Annotated in this window: 18 protein-coding genes; all 18 read right to left on the bottom strand. The window is 41.3% G+C overall.

Going from position 1 to position 16,867, the window contains the following annotated elements; all coding sequences use genetic code 11:
- Positions 1-76 precede the first annotated feature (76 nt).
- The 18 genes from LT679_RS07925 to LT679_RS08010 all read right to left on the bottom strand — a co-directional run bounded on the left by LT679_RS07925 (position 77) and on the right by LT679_RS08010 (position 16,859).
- A complete protein-coding gene (locus LT679_RS07925) occupies positions 77-1,207 on the bottom strand; it encodes an acyltransferase family protein (protein ID WP_232176922.1) in 1,131 nt (376 codons plus the stop codon).
- An 8-nt stretch (positions 1,208-1,215) separates the two neighbouring features.
- Complete coding sequence (locus tag LT679_RS07930) at positions 1,216-1,668, bottom strand: YhcH/YjgK/YiaL family protein (protein WP_232176923.1); 453 nt, start codon at positions 1,666-1,668, stop codon at positions 1,216-1,218.
- Positions 1,669-1,671: 3 nt separating this feature from the next.
- On the bottom strand, positions 1,672-2,439 hold the full coding sequence (locus tag LT679_RS07935; RefSeq protein ID WP_232176924.1) for an inositol monophosphatase family protein: 768 nt from the start codon (positions 2,437-2,439) through the stop codon (positions 1,672-1,674).
- 19 nt (positions 2,440-2,458) lie between these two features.
- Positions 2,459-3,055, bottom strand: coding sequence for an SIS domain-containing protein (locus LT679_RS07940; protein ID WP_232176925.1), 597 nt, complete (start codon positions 3,053-3,055; stop codon positions 2,459-2,461).
- Positions 3,056-3,069: 14 nt separating this feature from the next.
- Positions 3,070-4,062: a Gfo/Idh/MocA family protein gene (locus LT679_RS07945; protein WP_232176926.1), complete on the bottom strand. Its 993-nt coding sequence runs from the start codon at positions 4,060-4,062 to the stop codon at positions 3,070-3,072.
- 47 nt (positions 4,063-4,109) lie between these two features.
- A complete protein-coding gene (locus LT679_RS18700) occupies positions 4,110-4,631 on the bottom strand; it encodes a serine acetyltransferase (RefSeq protein WP_317206536.1) in 522 nt (173 codons plus the stop codon).
- A 4-nt stretch (positions 4,632-4,635) separates the two neighbouring features.
- Entirely contained in the window at positions 4,636-5,556 is a 921-nt protein-coding gene (locus LT679_RS07955; protein ID WP_232176927.1) for a phosphoglycerate dehydrogenase, read from the bottom strand.
- Positions 5,549-6,247 (bottom strand): acylneuraminate cytidylyltransferase family protein, encoded by a 699-nt coding sequence (locus tag LT679_RS07960; protein WP_232176928.1) that lies wholly within the window; start codon positions 6,245-6,247, stop codon positions 5,549-5,551. Before LT679_RS07960 ends, LT679_RS07955 begins: the two co-directional genes overlap by 8 nt.
- A 32-nt stretch (positions 6,248-6,279) precedes the next feature.
- On the bottom strand, positions 6,280-7,104 hold the full coding sequence (locus tag LT679_RS07965) for a 6-hydroxymethylpterin diphosphokinase MptE-like protein (protein WP_232176929.1): 825 nt from the start codon (positions 7,102-7,104) through the stop codon (positions 6,280-6,282).
- 233 nt (positions 7,105-7,337) lie between these two features.
- A complete protein-coding gene (locus LT679_RS07970) occupies positions 7,338-8,330 on the bottom strand; it encodes a hypothetical protein (protein WP_232176930.1) in 993 nt (330 codons plus the stop codon).
- A gap of 3 nt (positions 8,331-8,333) precedes the next feature.
- Positions 8,334-9,734 carry an MBOAT family O-acyltransferase gene (locus tag LT679_RS07975; RefSeq protein ID WP_232176931.1) on the bottom strand — a complete coding sequence of 467 codons (1,401 nt, stop codon included), beginning with the start codon at positions 9,732-9,734 and terminating at the stop codon, positions 8,334-8,336.
- Positions 9,735-10,067: 333 nt separating this feature from the next.
- Positions 10,068-10,790 carry an acyltransferase gene (locus LT679_RS07980; RefSeq protein ID WP_232176932.1) on the bottom strand — a complete coding sequence of 241 codons (723 nt, stop codon included), beginning with the start codon at positions 10,788-10,790 and terminating at the stop codon, positions 10,068-10,070.
- Positions 10,787-11,653: a glycosyltransferase family 2 protein gene (locus LT679_RS07985; RefSeq protein WP_232176933.1), complete on the bottom strand. Its 867-nt coding sequence runs from the start codon at positions 11,651-11,653 to the stop codon at positions 10,787-10,789. The genes LT679_RS07980 and LT679_RS07985 overlap by 4 nt, the downstream gene beginning before the upstream one ends.
- Before the next feature lie 30 nt (positions 11,654-11,683).
- Positions 11,684-12,934: an O-antigen ligase family protein gene (locus LT679_RS07990; RefSeq protein WP_232176934.1), complete on the bottom strand. Its 1,251-nt coding sequence runs from the start codon at positions 12,932-12,934 to the stop codon at positions 11,684-11,686.
- 1 nt (position 12,935) lies between these two features.
- On the bottom strand, positions 12,936-13,853 hold the full coding sequence (locus LT679_RS07995; RefSeq protein ID WP_232176935.1) for a glycosyltransferase family 2 protein: 918 nt from the start codon (positions 13,851-13,853) through the stop codon (positions 12,936-12,938).
- On the bottom strand, positions 13,837-14,736 hold the full coding sequence (locus LT679_RS08000) for a glycosyltransferase (RefSeq protein ID WP_232176936.1): 900 nt from the start codon (positions 14,734-14,736) through the stop codon (positions 13,837-13,839). The genes LT679_RS07995 and LT679_RS08000 overlap by 17 nt, the downstream gene beginning before the upstream one ends.
- 8 nt (positions 14,737-14,744) lie before the next feature.
- The gene (locus LT679_RS08005; protein WP_232176937.1) at positions 14,745-15,773 is read right to left on the bottom strand and encodes a glycosyltransferase family protein; all 1,029 of its coding nucleotides are present in this window, start codon (positions 15,771-15,773) and stop codon (positions 14,745-14,747) included.
- Positions 15,774-15,776: 3 nt separating this feature from the next.
- A complete protein-coding gene (locus LT679_RS08010) occupies positions 15,777-16,859 on the bottom strand; it encodes a glycosyltransferase WbsX family protein (protein ID WP_232176938.1) in 1,083 nt (360 codons plus the stop codon).
- Between the last annotated feature and the right edge of the window lie 8 nt (positions 16,860-16,867).

Below are 16,867 nucleotides of genomic sequence, written 5' to 3' on the forward strand. Positions count from 1 at the left end.
TTAATATTTATTTGAAAAGCGGCACTTAAACCATGCCGCTTTACTGTTTATGAACAGGGTGAAACTGTCCGTATGTTTAATTTTTAATGGCAACCTGCGGTTCATGTTCCGGAACAGCAGTGCCGGCAGGTGTATCGGTATTTTTACCGGCTACCGAACCGAACTTCCGTCTTAGCCCCATAACCGGCTTTTCAACCAGGTAATAACTCATAGTAGCTAACAGAAATGCTCCGGGTATACCCAACGTGTAATACAGTATATCCTTTTTACCATTAGAGATATAGGCCAGTTCGAGCCTGTAAAACACCAGGTGAAAAAGGTAGAGCGAGTAGCTTAAACGGCCTGTAAATACCAATGGTTTAGTAGAAAAAAATCTGTTTAAAAACTCATATTTCTTATCATACAAGATAGCCGGTATCATGATCATGAAACTAAGGCTTTGTATGGTGTACATTATAGTCTGTTTAAAAAGGTGATCCTTAATTACGATGCTTAGCAGCATAGCTATAAAAGCGATCACAAATACAGGTACCGATGATACAAACTTTAAAAAACGGTTATCCCGGTCTATATATATCAATATACTGGCCAGGCAGCCCATCATAATAGCGTCTGACCGGCACTCTGTTGCAGCGTAGCAATACTCAAACGCAAATGGGTTTACACCGTAGCGATAAGTACCTATTACCCGGAAAACCAAAGCCGAAACAATTATAGTAAGAGTGATACCAATAAGCGCCTTTTTGTTTTTTACAAAAAACGCGAACAGGAATGGAAACAGCAGATAGAAGTGCTCCTCAATAGCTAATGACCAGATAAAGCCAAAGTACGACTTACTCGCTCCGGAATGGAATGCCTCAAAGTTGGCTATGTAATAGTAGTTTTGGTAATAAAACAATGCCGGCCAAACCTTATCCGTAGTAATTCCTTTATTGAGTGGTGGCACTATGCAGGTAACCAGTATCATCAACAGCAAAGGCGGGTATAGCCTGAGCAACCTGCGGATAAAGAAATTCTTAAAATCGATACGCTCGTTTTTGTCGTACTCGATAAGCAGCAGGTTAGTGATCAGCAAACCACTGATGAAGAAAAATACGTTCACACCAAACCCGCCCGGAATATTTAGTCCGATGTGGCCGAGTAATACAACCATAATCGACAAGCCTCTGAGGCCATCCAGCGCGGGGAGATAATGACTTTTTGCCATATTTTTTATCAGCACTTAATTTTGATAACCACCTTCTTTATCTGCTCCGGCTCGTTAACGCATAACTGCGGCGCGTGCCCGTCTGACGGGTAAAACACCGCGAATATGCCATTGCCTGTTAACACCGGGGTAAAGTTACCGGTGTTGTTGTGGTAAAAACGCCTGTCCTTTTCCTCATCGTAGGGGATATAGGGTGTAAGCGTATCTACATGCGCCCAGCGTATTAATTCGGTATTTACAATACAGTATTGTACATCAATAACGTGGCGATGGGTTTCGTAACCGAAGTCGTTTTCATACGAGGTGCCGTACTCCATCACAATAGCTTTAGCCGTTGGAGAAACGGTGTATGTACCCGGTTCAACATCAGCGCCAAGGCCTTTAATAAATTTTAAACCCAGATAAATATCCTCGTGGATATTCTTGTAAAACTCCAGGTTTTCGAGTGAATCAACGATCATGTGTTATTGTTGTATTAAACTGTTGTAAGCGTAAACGTTAAGGAAGTTTTTGCCTGTACCGTTGCTGATATCGGCTTTGCCGCCGGCGGCCAATACAAGTGCGAGCCCGGCAGCCACATCCCAAATAGCGATGTTGTTTTCGGCGTAAGCCTCAACGCTACCCTTGGCCACATAGGCCAGTGATGTTGCTGCCGAACCAAATAGCCGCACTTTTTTATAATCCTGAATGTTTTTAACAAAATCCTGCAGAACCGCTGTATCAAATTTCAGATAAACCGGGAAGCCCGTAGCCAGTATGCTATCCTTCTTTTCAGCTATAGCACTTACGCTGATCGGTTCACCGTTAAGCCATGCACCCTCGCCTACTATGCCTGTGTAAAGCCTGTCGTGCATAAAATCATACACCACACCTAATACCGGCTCGCTGCCGTTCCATAAACCGATAGAGGTACAAAAAATATCAATACCCCTCGAGAAATTGAGGCTGCCATCCAGCGGATCAACGATCCACTGGTATTGCGAATCAACCTGCGTACCGTCAGCATTCAAAACCTCACCGGCTTCTTCGCTCAGTATACCAAAGGCTGATTCGGCATGCAGTGTATCCAGTATGGCCTTTTCTGCAACCAGGTCGGCCTCAAGCTTAATATCCTTACCAACGCTGCTATTTATCTTAATATCAGCGCCCAGTAATTCTCTTAAGGCCTGCCCGGCTTTAGTTGCCGCCTTAACAGCGGTATCAAGGCTTTGCTTAGCTATTTGATTATCCATTTATACGGCGGTTGCTTATTTACAGGCTTAAAAATTCTTCGTCCTTAGCCAGGTAGTTCACAATGATGTGGTTGATGATCATGTGAATATCCTCGATCGGGCCGTAATCTTTATCCTGGTTTGGCGTATATATCTTGTATTTGCTGTTCTCTTTCAGTTTACCGCCTTTAAAGCCGATAAATGAAATAGAGTTACCGCCTTGCTCATTAGCGAAATCAACCGCGCGAACAAGGTTTTCAGAGTTACCGCTTGCTGAAATTACAACCAGGGTATCGCCCTCGCCGAATACGCCACGCATTTGCTCAACAAAAATATCGTTAAAGTCAGTATCGTTACCAACAGCCGTCATTAACGGAGCATTGTCAGTAAGTGCTAAAATCTTCGGGCGGAATTTTGAGAAATAACGTACGAAGAAACGGAAATCAGCCTGCATGTGTGATGCAGTAGCCGCGCTGCCGCCATTACCGGCAACATATACCGTTTTACCGTTTTTAAAGGTGTCAATAAAAACAGTTATTACTTGTTCAAGTTCTGCCGGATCGATCAGGTCAAGCAGATCAACGATCTTTTGTTTGTAGCTAACTAAGTGCTCGGTTACGGTGTTCTTTCTATCCATGATTGATTGTTTTATTAAAAGTCTTTTTGTTTGTATACTTCGTCAATAATTCGCATAAGTTTTTGAGCATCGTCAGATGTACCGATGGTAACCTGCTGATCTTTCTCGATTGCATCGAAGAAATGCTCTACCTCGTAACGCCAGCTGTTGTTGTTGGTGTACTTGGTGGTAACCTCATCCTTCCAGGTAGCGGCAGGAGCCGTTGAGCGGTTACGGGCTACTGATAGGGTTTCCTCACCGTATGACATGGTTGAGGTGATCAAACCATTCAGTACCATATAGCCTTTTTCAAGAAATATCTCTAATGAGAAAAGGTGACGCCATTGGGTCATGGTAGAGTGGAGTGATGCTACTTTGCCAGTTTTGGTATCTTTTAAGATAACGAAGGCGTTATCCTCTACATCCATGTGCCAGTACAGGTTCGATACTTCGGCCTTAACCACATCGTAATCGCCTGAAAGGTACAGGAACAAATCAAGCATGTGAATACCCTGGTCCATCAGGATACCGCCACCGGCCAGCTCTTTTTTAGCACGCCATTGATTAAAGTAATCAGCAGTAACGCTTTTGCCATAACGGCCGCGCAACCATAATACTTTACCATACTCGCCACTGTCAATCAGTTCCTTCATGCGGATAACGCTGTCATGATGGCGGTGGTTAAAACCGTACATTAGTTTTTTACCGCTCTTTTCTTCGGCTTCGCGGATCTCGGCAACGTCAGCCTCTGTAAATGCAGGCGGTTTTTCGCAAAAAACGTGCTTGCCGGCGTTTAAAGAGCGTATGGTAAGCTCCTTGTTTAAAAAATTCGGTGTACAAACAAATACAATGTCGATATCAGGATGCTTGATGATCCCGTCATGGTCAACATTGGGTAAGCCATTAATTTCGGGCTGGTTGTTCGGTTCAGATACCGCGATAACCTTGCCGCATTTCAGTTCGTCAATAGCCTGGTGCCTGGTTTTACCCATTACACCGTAACCAATAATACCAACTTTTAAGTTCATACTAATTTTAATAATTTATTTTCTTTGTGTGTGTGTGTGTGTGTGTGCTATTCTTTTACCCGCAAAAATTTACTGGGGTGCCCACCAACTATTGAGTTGGCTTCAACATCCTTTACCACCAGGCTACCGGCGCCGATAATTACGTTGTCGCCAATTTTTACATCCCCTATTATCAGGCAGCCGGGCGCTATTAATACGTTGTTACCTATTACCGGGTACCTGTCGCCATTTGAGCCGATAGTTACGCTATGCCCTACATAAACATTGTTACCTATAACCGCTTTACGGTTAACAACTACGCAATAACAGTGGTTAAGCCTGAAACCTTCGCCTATCGGCGTATCAACGGGCAGGTCAACACAGTACCTGTTGGTCATTAGCCTGTAGTATAAGCTCAACGGCAATAATAACAGCGATGCTAAAGTGTTTTTGTGGAAATGATTAAGTATGCGGTACAGAATAACAATGCGATAATTCTTTTTTGTTAAAAAGAGTACCGGCAAAGGTTTTCTGTCCTTTCCACGCAACTGCTTTATATCAGCTTTTAACTTGCCCGATAAGCTGCTCATACCATTATCCTAATGCGTCAACTAAATTTTGAGCTGCGTCAATTTCCATTTGCAGCTTACCCTCGGTAGCGTATGAACCCAGGTGCGGCGTAAGTATAACGTTATCTAACTCGCAAAGCGGACCATCATATGGCTCTTTGTTATAAACGTCAACCGCAGCTGATGAAAGTTTGCCTGACGTAAGGGCGTTATATAAAGCCTCTTCATCCACAACACCACCACGAGCTATGTTAACCAGGAACGCGCCGTCCTTAATTTTCTCAAATTCTTTAGCGCCTATCACCGCTGATTTATCCGCATTACCCGGAACGTGTACCGTAATAATATCGGCTTGTGAAATTACCGTGTCAAAATCGGCTATTTCAACACCGGCTTGTTCGGCCCATGCCGTGTCAGGATAAAGATCAAACCCGAGAACCGGATTGCCTATCCCTCTGAACAAACCTGCTACCATACGGCCAATACGGCCTAAACCAATAACACCAATCTTTTTGTTAATGATCAGGTTACCGGTTTGTTTTTTCCATTGCTTGTTCTTCATGGCAGCATCAGCCTGCGGAATTTTTCGCAGCATGGCAAACGTCATGGCAAGGGTTAATTCAGCAACGCCACGGGTGGGGCCATCAGGTGTATTTAACACTTTAATGCCTTTTTTTGCGGCATGCTCCAGGTCAACACTATCCATGCCTACACCTACACGGCTAATTACTTTCAGCTCAGGCAGGGCATCCATTACGGCGGCGGTAAGCGGCTCAACACCGGCTACTATGCCTACGCAATCCTTAGCCAGCTCAATAGCTTCGGCTTCTGTAAGTTTACGTTTGTATGGGTTATTTATAACGGTATAACCTGCATTTTCAAGCAGTTCAATGGGCTGTAGGCCACATTCGCCAAAAGATGAAGGTGAAAGCAATACTTTATTCATAATATTCGGGTGTTACTTCAGCGTTAGCTGATTTTGCTGATAGATATAATTCTGCAAGTTTAAAATCTTCTTCGGTGCTTACTTTAATAGAGCGTACCGGGTCAAACGGATATAAGCCATAGTTGCCTACAAATACGGCATAACCATGTTTTTCGTAATGCTCAATAAACTTTTTAGCGTTCCATATGCACACTGTCCAGGCACAAAGCTGAACGGGTTTCAGGGTTTGAGTCATCGGTAACAACGCCTGATCGCTGAAATTTAGCGGCTTGCCATCGAAGAACGATTGCAGCTTTTCTTCGCGGACAGAGATCAGGCAATCCAGCTGGTTTTCTTCGTAATACTTAATCGCGTTGTCAATATCTTCCGGTAATACCAGTGGAGATACCGGGTTAACCATTACCAGGTTTTCGGTTTCAACGTTCAATAAAAAATCGTAATTGAACTGATCCTGAACTATATGGTCTTCGGCAAGCTCATCTTTACGTTTGTAAAACTGTACGCCATAATCATCGCACAATTTCTTCATGATGTCTGCCTCAGAGTTGATATAGGTTTCGCTGATATATTTTGAACCCTTGCAGGCTTCAATAGCATAACCTACCATCGGCTTACCATTTATCAGGCGAAGATTTTTCTTTGGGACCCGTTTGCTTCCTAATCGTACAGGAATCTCAGCTACGTATTTCATTAATAATTTATTTGAACTATGATATTATCAGCTTATGCCGGTTGTTCTTTAGTAAACAATGAGTTGTAATCCTTTTTCTCGAAAATATCGAGCATTCCACCTATCGTAGCATCATATACCTTACGGCCATCCTTTTCAAATGCTTCGCGCGCCAGTTCATACGCCAGCTCCTCGCCTTTGTAATCAGGTATCTTCCAGCCTTTGCCCTTAGGTATATAATCTTTTATAAAATGATTTTCTTCCTTATCAGTGGCGGCAACAAACTGGCCGGGTACACCCTGCCCTTTGTAGCTATGATCCTTACCTATCAGTATCACCTCGCTAAAACCCATATGGTAAGCGAGCTGAAGGCAAAGAAACGTTACACTGTGCCCACCCCACCCGGACTCATTCAGATTGGTAGAAAAGCGCGCGTTATAATCGAGATTAATAAAAGTAAGATCGGGTACATTTTTAAACCAGTTGCGGGTACGCCAGTTATAAAATTTAGGGCCTTTGCGCTCCCTGAATTCATCTGTAAACTGTTTTAACATGGTTTCAATATCCGTAACCACCAGATAAGTGGGCTCGAAACCGGATAGATAAATACGGTTCATACCAAAGGTAAACTCACCATCCAGCCGAGTAAGATCTGTAACCTTAAGGCTGGGGCCGTTAGCCACGATAAAACAACGCTTGCCTTTATGCAGATCGCGGTATTTATCCAAATTAAGCTTGCTTTGCTTGGCCGGAGCGGTATTAAGCTTCCAGGCTAATGAATGCGGAATATATTTTAAACGGTTCATGATTACCTTTTTTATCCGTTGCAGGGATAAGTCAGATAACTTTACTGTTTTAATATACTTCCATCTACTCATAGGTTAGCGATGCGGGTTACGTTTTTCAAAAGATAAATGCCGGCTTAAAGCCCGACATCGCATTTTATAAACAAATGACCACTTTTCGCGCTGTGGATATTTGCATTAAAATGCGCATAAAAATACTATTTTTTTAATTATCAGCGCAATAAAATAAAATTTTATTAACACAACAATTAATTAACACTTTTTTGAAGTACAACCCAAGGCAGGTTAAGTAAAAGTTAACGCCCTTATTTAAATATCTTCAGGCCCGGAAAATCAGCCGGACCCTTACCATCGCGAAGCACCTGTTTAAAGGTTTTGGTAAACTGCTCCTTACCGGCAAGATTGAGGTGATCGGCATTGCTGTAAAGGGCCATATTATCAGCCATCGTTCTATAAGCCGAAAAATCGTAATAAGTTGTACCCGTCTGCTTACAAAGATCAGTCATTACACGTTCTGTCTCTTCAATATCCTTTGGCGGGTAATTATCGGTATACGCCTTGTAAAAAGGCGGCGTATAAAAAATACATTTTACATTGCGGGCTTTTAGTTCGAGTGCTATCTCTTTCAGGTAGTTTAAATATTGTTCACGTATTTCCGGGTTGTACTGCAATGCAAGCTTTTTATCCTTGCTATGATCAAAGGCGTCCACCTTGGCCGATTGCAGCATTTTGGCTGTATCAACCAAAATATCGCCCACTTGTTTTGATTTTTTTTGCTCTTCTTTCTCTTTTACCGCTTTAACTAACTTACGAAAACCATAATCGGCTTGTATAAAAGCGAATAGCTTGCCGAACACCATATTATTATAATCGTTCGCTGATATCAGTTTATATGATGGGATGGCGGCATACAATCCCTTACGTGCATCATTCAGGTTTCCGTTTGAAAGGGCCTCGTTATCAAAATACAACGATGAGTATGAAATACAAATCAAAACTTCCTGTAAATGAGGCAACTCCGGAGATAGGTAATCCAGGCTATATTTAATAGATGCGATATCCTGCCCACCCATTGACAGGTTTTTACCTGTTTTGTCCCATATATTATAATCAAGCGAACCGCCATGTGAACGGCCAAAGGCCAGCGACTCAATCTTATCGCGCCGCGCATAAACGGCGTTGATCATATTTTTTTGCACCGTTACGCTTTCTGCCGGTATAACAAAGCTCAGCAACTCACATATAACTACAACGGTTACCAGATAAATTACGGCCCTGCTTAATATCTTCTTCTCCATTGCTTAAAACTGAAAATAAACAAACTCGTTAACACCAAATTTTCCGAACCACAGCACCAGGAAGGTAACTCCTATATAGAAAGCCCAGCGCGGTACTGCCGACAGGTTTAATACGGCATTAATAATACCGCTTTTGCGTACGGCAAATGATACGGTTACCAGCATCAGGATAAAGAATATGGCCAGCACAAAATCATAGAATTTTAACCCGATTAAACTTTCGGCGCCGCCCGGCACAAACAGGCTCCTTACGTCAGGCATTACGTTACGGAACTCGAATATTTTACCAAACACGGCAAAGCTATCTGATATATTATTAGCCCGGAAAAATACCCAGCCGATCATGACGATAATATAGGTTATACCCCAGCGGATGATGTTTTTAAAATCAACGCCGGGTTGAATATCGCGAATGCTACGGCCATACACATAGCGCTCAACAACCAGCATTATACCGTGTATAGCACCCCATATTAAAAAGGTGTAATTTGCACCGTGCCATAAACCGCTTATCACAAATACAAATACAGTGTTAAATATCCATCTGCCTTGCGATACTTTGTTACCCCCCAGCGGGATGTACAAATAATCGCGGAACCAAGTCGAAAGCGATATGTGCCACCTGCGCCAGAATTCTGTAACTGTTTTTGAAAAATACGGTGAGCGAAAGTTGAGCATCAAATCAATACCAAACAGCTTTGATACACCTAAGGCAATATCGGAGTAACCCGAAAAGTCGCAATAGATCTGATAAGTGAAAAATATGGTCGCAATGATAAGTGATACGGATGAAGCCTGGTCAACATGGTTATACACATGGTTAACAGCAATAGCCAGCCTGTCGGCCACCACCATCTTTTTAAATAGTCCCCAAAAAATAAGCACAAAACCTTTCCTGAAGTTCTCATACTTGTAATTATCGAGATGGCGCAGTTGCGGCAGCAAATCGCGCGTACGGGCTATAGGGCCGGCAACCAACTGCGGGAAAAAGGAAACGAAGAGCAGGAACCTGAAAATATTTTTTTCAGTTTGTACCTCTCCGCGGTAAACGTCAATTACGTAACTGATGGAGTGGAATGTATAGAATGATATACCTACCGGTAGCAGGATATCCAAAAAATCAAAATGAGCAGGGTGGTTAAAGTAGGTTGATATATCCTGGGCGGCCTGTACTACAAAATTGAAATACTTAAATATAAACAGTATTAAAAAGTTGATGACTATACTCAACGTTAAAAAGAGCTTTTTTCGCCGCCTATCGGGTGCCTTTTCAATAAGCAAGCCCGCCAAAAAGCATGATGACGAGGTAAAGAATATAAGCCCGAGGTAGCTAAAGCTCCAGCAAGCGTAAAAAAAGTAACTTGCGGCAAGTAAAAAATACAACCGGCCTTTTTGGCTTAACAACCGGTATACAATTAATACAATAAATAGAAAAACAACGAATTGGATGGAGTTGAAAAGCATCAGCTATTTAATTACAACTTAATTGTTTATATCGATATATATGATTGACCTAAGGCAAATCATTTTAGTGTTGAATATTCGGTTTATCAAATGATGCTGTATTTAAACTTATCACACTACATCACCCAGGCAGATATATAATATTCGACTCTACGAAAGTAATCATTAAATAATACTTTTTTAATAATACAATCAAAAAAATAAAATTTTAATAATAAATTAATCAATTACATGCTTTTTCAACAAAACAATGCAATAATTGGATAAGCGGTGTCATACGTTATCGTATATTCTTTTGGCATCCCAGGTTATATTTTCTTTGACTACTTTGGCCGGCACTCCTGCTATCAGTACATTAGCCGGATATTGTTTGCCCGGAACCAGTGAACGCGTACCGATTACCGACTCGCTGCTTATGCGGGCTCCTTTTAAAATAGATACATCACGGCCTATCCAAACACGGTCGGCAATGCTAATGTCGCTCGCGTAATTAATTCGTTTGCCGGTTGTTTTATCTAATATAGAATGAGAATCGCCGTTACGGATGTCGAGCCCTGCTGCGAAAAGGCAGCCATCGCCGATGGTAATATTGCCTGATGGCTCGGTTACCGCTATAGCAGCTCCACGCATATCTGTGCCCTCGCCAACCGCTATCCGGCTATTATCATCCTCAAACCAAAATTTGCTATTTTGGATAATACAATTCTCACCGATAAACAAATTATGCCCGCTGCCTTTAACATGAATGGTTACGTTAAGCAGCTTAGCATTTTTGCCCAGTGTAACTGTATTGTTGTTACCGCTGAACCTTACCTTTACGGTTTTGAAAAGCACACTACTGTAGTCTACCTTGTTGCCTTTTCCCTTATCGGTAATTTTAAGCATAAATAGCTCAGACGAGCGATTTGCGACATTGAGCACTTTGGTATGTAGTGAGGGGCTCAGCTTTTTAAGCGATTGCGATAACCCTCTTAAATAACGTAGCGGACTGCTCATACCAGCTTAAATCTCCTGAGAAATTTGCGCGAATGCGCCATTAAACTGAAGGTAAAAAACGTCAGGAACTGTAGTGGATTATCAGCCACTATCTTGGAGTAGTAAAAACGATATTTAATGTAGGTTGATGATCTGAAATCCCAAAAGAATGGCTTGATATCTTTAACAGTATACCTCTGTTTAATATCAACGCCGTGCGTTTTATCAGGCATTTCAAAAACAAGGGGCTTAAAGGACAATATAAGCTTGTAGCCTGCTTTGCGTGCCCTTAGCGGCAGTTCGGTATCGCCACGATGTTTAAAGTGTTCTGCATCAAATAAGCCTATTTTATGAAATACTTCAACCGGTATCAGTATTCCTCGGCCAATAAGATCAAAGGGATATATAGGCAGTTCACGGTCAATTTCATCCAGCTTTTTACCCTTATAAACAAATTTGTTGAAAGCGAACCAGCTGTTGGTGTATTTGCCGGCGTATGTTATGGATTGCTTGTCGCGATAGTCAACGGCTGCACAACCCACCAGAGCTTTCGGGTTTTGCTCACCAACCTTAATTAAGGTTTCCAGCCAGTCGTCAGCAATAATTACATCATCGTTTTGCAGGATGATGGTGTCAATCTCCGGATGATTATCTAATACGTACTTGATGCCCAGGTTAACTGAACCGGTCCACCAGAGATTGCCATCACCTTTAAGCTCGGTAACGATGGGGTGGGCGGCAAGCAATTCAGAGGTATTATCGGTAGACCCATCATTAACCACTATAAAAAGCTCGGGCTTTACAGTTTGATTTTCGATATAACTCACCAGATTCATTAATATCTGGCTCCTGTTAAACGTTGGAACTACTAATGCTACTTTCATATAAAATTACTTATATACTTACCTCTCTTGTTATGAATACGAAACTTTTACCGGAGCTATCTTAAAACCCTTCTTTACGGTGGCACCTATCTTATAATCTGTAATGACGTACAAAAAGGCCAGACTCATGAAAAAAGGTATGGTATAATATGTTTCAGAAAAACTGATCAGCAAAAAAATGAAATAAAGCGGCACAACCGATCGTCGCTGGTAAAACTTGCTTAACCGTTTGAGTGAGTAAATGATCATCCATGAAAAGGCTGCCATATAAACAATACCCATACCAGCAAGTGTACTGGTTAACCCGTTATTGGTTGTAGCATCGCCCGATGTTGCCTGGCCATAAGCACTTTCGGCATTACGCCCCTGCCCAAAAAACGGACTATCAAAAAAGAACTCCAAATCTCTTGCCGCAGAGCCAAAACGGGACTTATCTGAGTCCTTGGCACTTTGGTCTTTTATTTTACTATTAAGAAAGGATAGATTAAAGAACGCGTACATGGATATAGCCGCTAACAAGGGGATTATTACCACTTTATACTTATTAAATTCCGCCTTTAATAATACAAAAAGCGACAACATCAACGCCAGGTAACCTGTGGTACTGTATGTTGTGGCCATGGCTATGATGAATATAAGCCCCTTTTTGTTTTTTATAGTTCCCTCGGATATATAGAGGAAAAACAATGACATTATGAGGAACCCTACAAACGCTCCCGGCTCCCAGAACGGGCCACAATTACGTATCATTTGTAACGATTCGTTAGATTGATACAAGTACCGGTATCCATGAAAGTTATAGATGATGATATGAAAAGTTTGATCGGAATTTTCAAGCGTTGAACTGAAGGGGAAGAATGCGAACGGCGCTGATAACTTACCGAAGATAGTTTCGGAATTGGGCACAAGCACCATAGCCAGATAGAAAAATATACTGATGTATGAAAAGAAATACAATTGCTTGACGTACAACTTCAAAAAATCCATCTTGGTTGTACGGATAACCATATACCCCCAAAAAAAACGGAGCATTAAACCAAAATACGTTGACCAGAAATATTGACCGCCTGACGCTCCCTGAAATATTTGCACCAGCAACACAACTGTCATAAATAACAGGAATCGCTTATCAACCTTCCTGTCAGTATACAACAAAAAACTTGTTAAGCTGCACATTAAACCGATAGCGATAAAACCCATCTGCCCTTGAAAGAAGGGAATGCCCGACGTTGCTATCAGTAAGAAAACCGATATAAAAGCTAAATTCTTTTTTAGCGTCATGTTACACTTTATGTTGAGATGTACGCGCCGGACGCGTTACACCAACCAATATCTTTATAAACCTTTTGAGTGAATCAATAGACAATAAAGCCGGACTAAGCAATTTTGACGAGTAAGACAATGCTTTCAGCTTTTTGTTTGCCGCTATCAGATCACAGGCATAAAAGTAGTAAGTTCTGCGCAGAAAAATGTTTTGGAACGCCGACATATCTACCTTGGCTTTCCATTTTTGCACTACCTGCCCCAAACCTTTTAAACGCTTTTCTATTGATTTTGATGTGCGTTCGCCAAAATGCTCTCTGAATTTGATCAGCGATTTATCTATATGCGCAAATTTATGCTGATGAGCGATGCGAAACCACATATCCCAGTCCTGAAAAGAAACCAGGTTTTCATCGAATAGTCCGCTCTCTTCTACCGCTTGCTTAGTCACTGTAACACAGGTAGTCGTAATCGGGCAAAAATCGCCTTGGCGCATAGCATTCAACACATCAGCGGGCAGGTCACGCTTCGCTTCGCTGGTTTTGCCATCTTCATCATTAAACAGTATGCAATCTGAATAAACCAGCCCTACATTTGCACTTGCCTGGTGTGCTTTAAGATGCTCTTCGAGCTTTGTTGGCAACCATAGGTCGTCATCATCCAAAAACGCGATGAGCTCGCCATCTGAATGGCTTATGCCGGTATTACGCGCGGCGTTGCCACCCATAGACTGTTCGTGATGTATCACCTTAACATTATCAAGCTCACCGCACACTTTATTCACAGCATCCGCATCAGGCTGATGATCATTAACAACAACAACCTCATAATTTTTATAGGTTTGCGCTGCAACACTGGCCAATGCCTCCCTCAAAAAATCAGGGCGATTGTATGTTGGTATGATGACCGAGAACTTCATGTTAAAATCTGCTGGCATTTTTGCCTGTTAATACTCTATATCGCTCTGCCGAACGCACGGCCTTGAGGTAATACCGCACAAAAAAAACATCAAGCTTTTGGCTTAAAGAGAGGTTTTTTCCTTTTTTTAATATGTACCTGATATCGCCGCCGGTTGGCCTTACTTCCTTTACAAACTGCAACATGTGACCCAGTTTACTTATCTTTTTATTTTCTTGGAAACCGGCTTGTCCACCACCTACACGGCGGGCTTTATTAGCTATTTCCTTCAGATCATGCCGGGCCGGATGCTTTATGACCAGTTCAGGAACATAATCTATTCCAAAACCGCCCTTTAATGCCCGAACGCCCCACTCATAGTCACCACCGGACATGAGCGTATCGTCAAAAACGCCAACGGCATCAAAAACTTCCCTTTTAGTAAACATGTTAGCGGTAATGCTGGTGCCCTCAACATTTACATAACGCTCCTGGTTAAAAGCGAAAACACTTTCGTACAATTCAGCCTTAGTAAGTTTTGCGGATTGATAAAATAGCTCCACACTACCGCCTATCCGATAACTATTTGGCCGATTGTTAAAATGCTCTACCGCAGTACTTATCCAGTTGGCATAAGGAATACAATCAGAATCAGTAAACCCCAATATTTCGCCCTTTGCTATTTTAAGCGCCGCGTTGCGCGCGGCGTACGAGCCCGGTTTTCCTTCAGCGATTACTTTACAATTAGCAGGCAAGTTATAGCCGTCAGGCACATTATCATGCGGGTTGTTATTAGCAACAATAATTTCAAAACTATCAACTGGATAACTTTGCCCCGCCAGCGCCTCCAAACACAACATCAACCTGTCCCAATCGTTATAAGTAGGTATGATTATGGTGATAAATGGGGTGGATAATGACATGGGAAAAGTTATTGGGTTAGGGTTGTGTATAGATCAATATGTTGTTTGATTGAGTATGATAATAAGAATCGCTCTTTATCTTTTTCAGATATAGTTGAACTTGTGTTCGCCGATAATCCTTTTTCAATAGCAGCAACTACCGATTCTTCATCGGAAACATTAAAAGTAGGGAAATCAAATGCTCTTAAAACTTCTGTAATATTTCCATTTGCAGGACCAACTATATATTTATTAAACGCCAATGATAAATAAATTACTCCTGATGTTAAATTTTCAAGTCTGGGGATCAATACAACGTCAGCCGCATTAAAAAAAAACTGAACTTTTCGGTGATGAACAAATTTAAAACCCAGCCATTGATCTGAAAACATTTTTCTTAGGATGTGTTTTACCCGTATTGATATTTTTCTTACCGGATGTTTTTTAAAAGAATGTCTCTCAAAAAAACCCGGTATCAGTAAATATTTTTTTTTTATATTTATTTTCGAAAAAGCATTAAATATAAATTCTTTCTCTTCCTTATTTCTGATCTTACCAAAACACAAAATCACTTTTGCATCTTCTTTTATACCAAGTTCTTTACGTGCTTCTTTACGGTCCACAAAATTTGGGTAACTTGTATAAATATGATGTGGTATTAACGAATTTAAAGTTCCTGAGCCTCTACTTACAAGATTTTCAAGGCTATATTCGCCCAAATGAACTACCGCATCCGCTGTTGAATATGAAAAATCATATAACTCTTTAAACCTTTCGGCATCTGCTTTATTAGGCAATTCATTATGTCGTGTAACTACTATCTTAGCGCCACGACTTCTCCACATAATCATGCGGTTTTTAAATTCAATTAATTGTTGCTTTGAAGGAGCAAGCCATTTAAACAACTCTTCAGGCCACTGTATATGAATAACATCAAACATAGCTTCAGAATTCCAAAATTCTGTAACTGAATTCACAATTTCTACTTTAGCCGCCAGCCCTTCAACAAGCTCTGTTATATACGGATTATTAGCATTAGATGTTAATAAAACTTTCATATATCAAATCTCTACACACTTTTTCAAAACCTCCAAATATGCATTTTCCGTTTCACGGTCAGGCTCAATATAATTACCTTCTGCCCATTCGTTCCATGATTTAAGGAATGCTATACGCTGTTGTTCTGGTTTATTTTGAATTGACTTAATAACACTTTTAACATGCACCTCAAAAAGCTCAGCTGTGGAATCCATAAGTACCACACCTCTTTTTTTGCTCCGCGGCGTATTATCCCAACGCGGTACTATGTTAGGCAAATAACCTTCAGGCAACCCGTCTGCTTCTTGCTGAGTAATAAAATCCTTGTATGATATACGGCGTGGTAAAAAGAACGAATTATACAATGGAAACTTTCTACGGGCTTTCATTTGTATGTTTCCGTATTTTTTCTTCTCAACTTGCGTAACAACCGGGCTAATCGCATTAGATACAAGTGCATCCATACTAACCTCCGACGGTTTTTTCCCATTAAGCACACCTACAAAGTAAACTCCCGGAAGCCCGTTTTGCTTTGCAAGCCTTTGCCATGTTTCAACAAAAAGCTGAATATTAAAATCTTTATCACCCGGGCGATATATTAGAAACAATGGTTTACCATCTACAGTAAGATATCTCTTATCAAGAAAAGCAGGTAATACCGTATTAAAATGATCTTCAAAATCTTTTACGTCAGGATATTCTTGTTTTATAAGCACAGTTCCTGGTGAACCATGCCATATACCTGACCATGTTTCATTACCCCATCCAAGACAAAATGGGAAATCGGGTTTACCAGATTGAACTACCTCATCAAAAACACGATCAAGAATACGACGGCCACGGCCAAACCAATAATGCCAGTAACAAAATGCCTCTACTCCATTTTCCTTCGCCAGTTTGGCTTGTGCTTCTCGAATCTCAGGCAAACGTAAATCGTAAAAACTTAAATCACCTGGAATAACAGGTTGTTTATGCCCTTTATAAAGAGGTTTGGCGGCCGCTACATTTATCCACTCGGTAAACCCTTTACCCCAAAATTTATCATTTTCAGGTATTGGATAAAACTGTGGTAAATAAAATGCAATTATTCTGGCTTTTTTGTTCATAGTAAATC

The sequence above is a fragment of the Mucilaginibacter roseus genome, from assembly GCF_021215455.1.
Taxonomy (GTDB): Bacteria; Bacteroidota; Bacteroidia; order Sphingobacteriales; family Sphingobacteriaceae; genus Mucilaginibacter; species Mucilaginibacter roseus.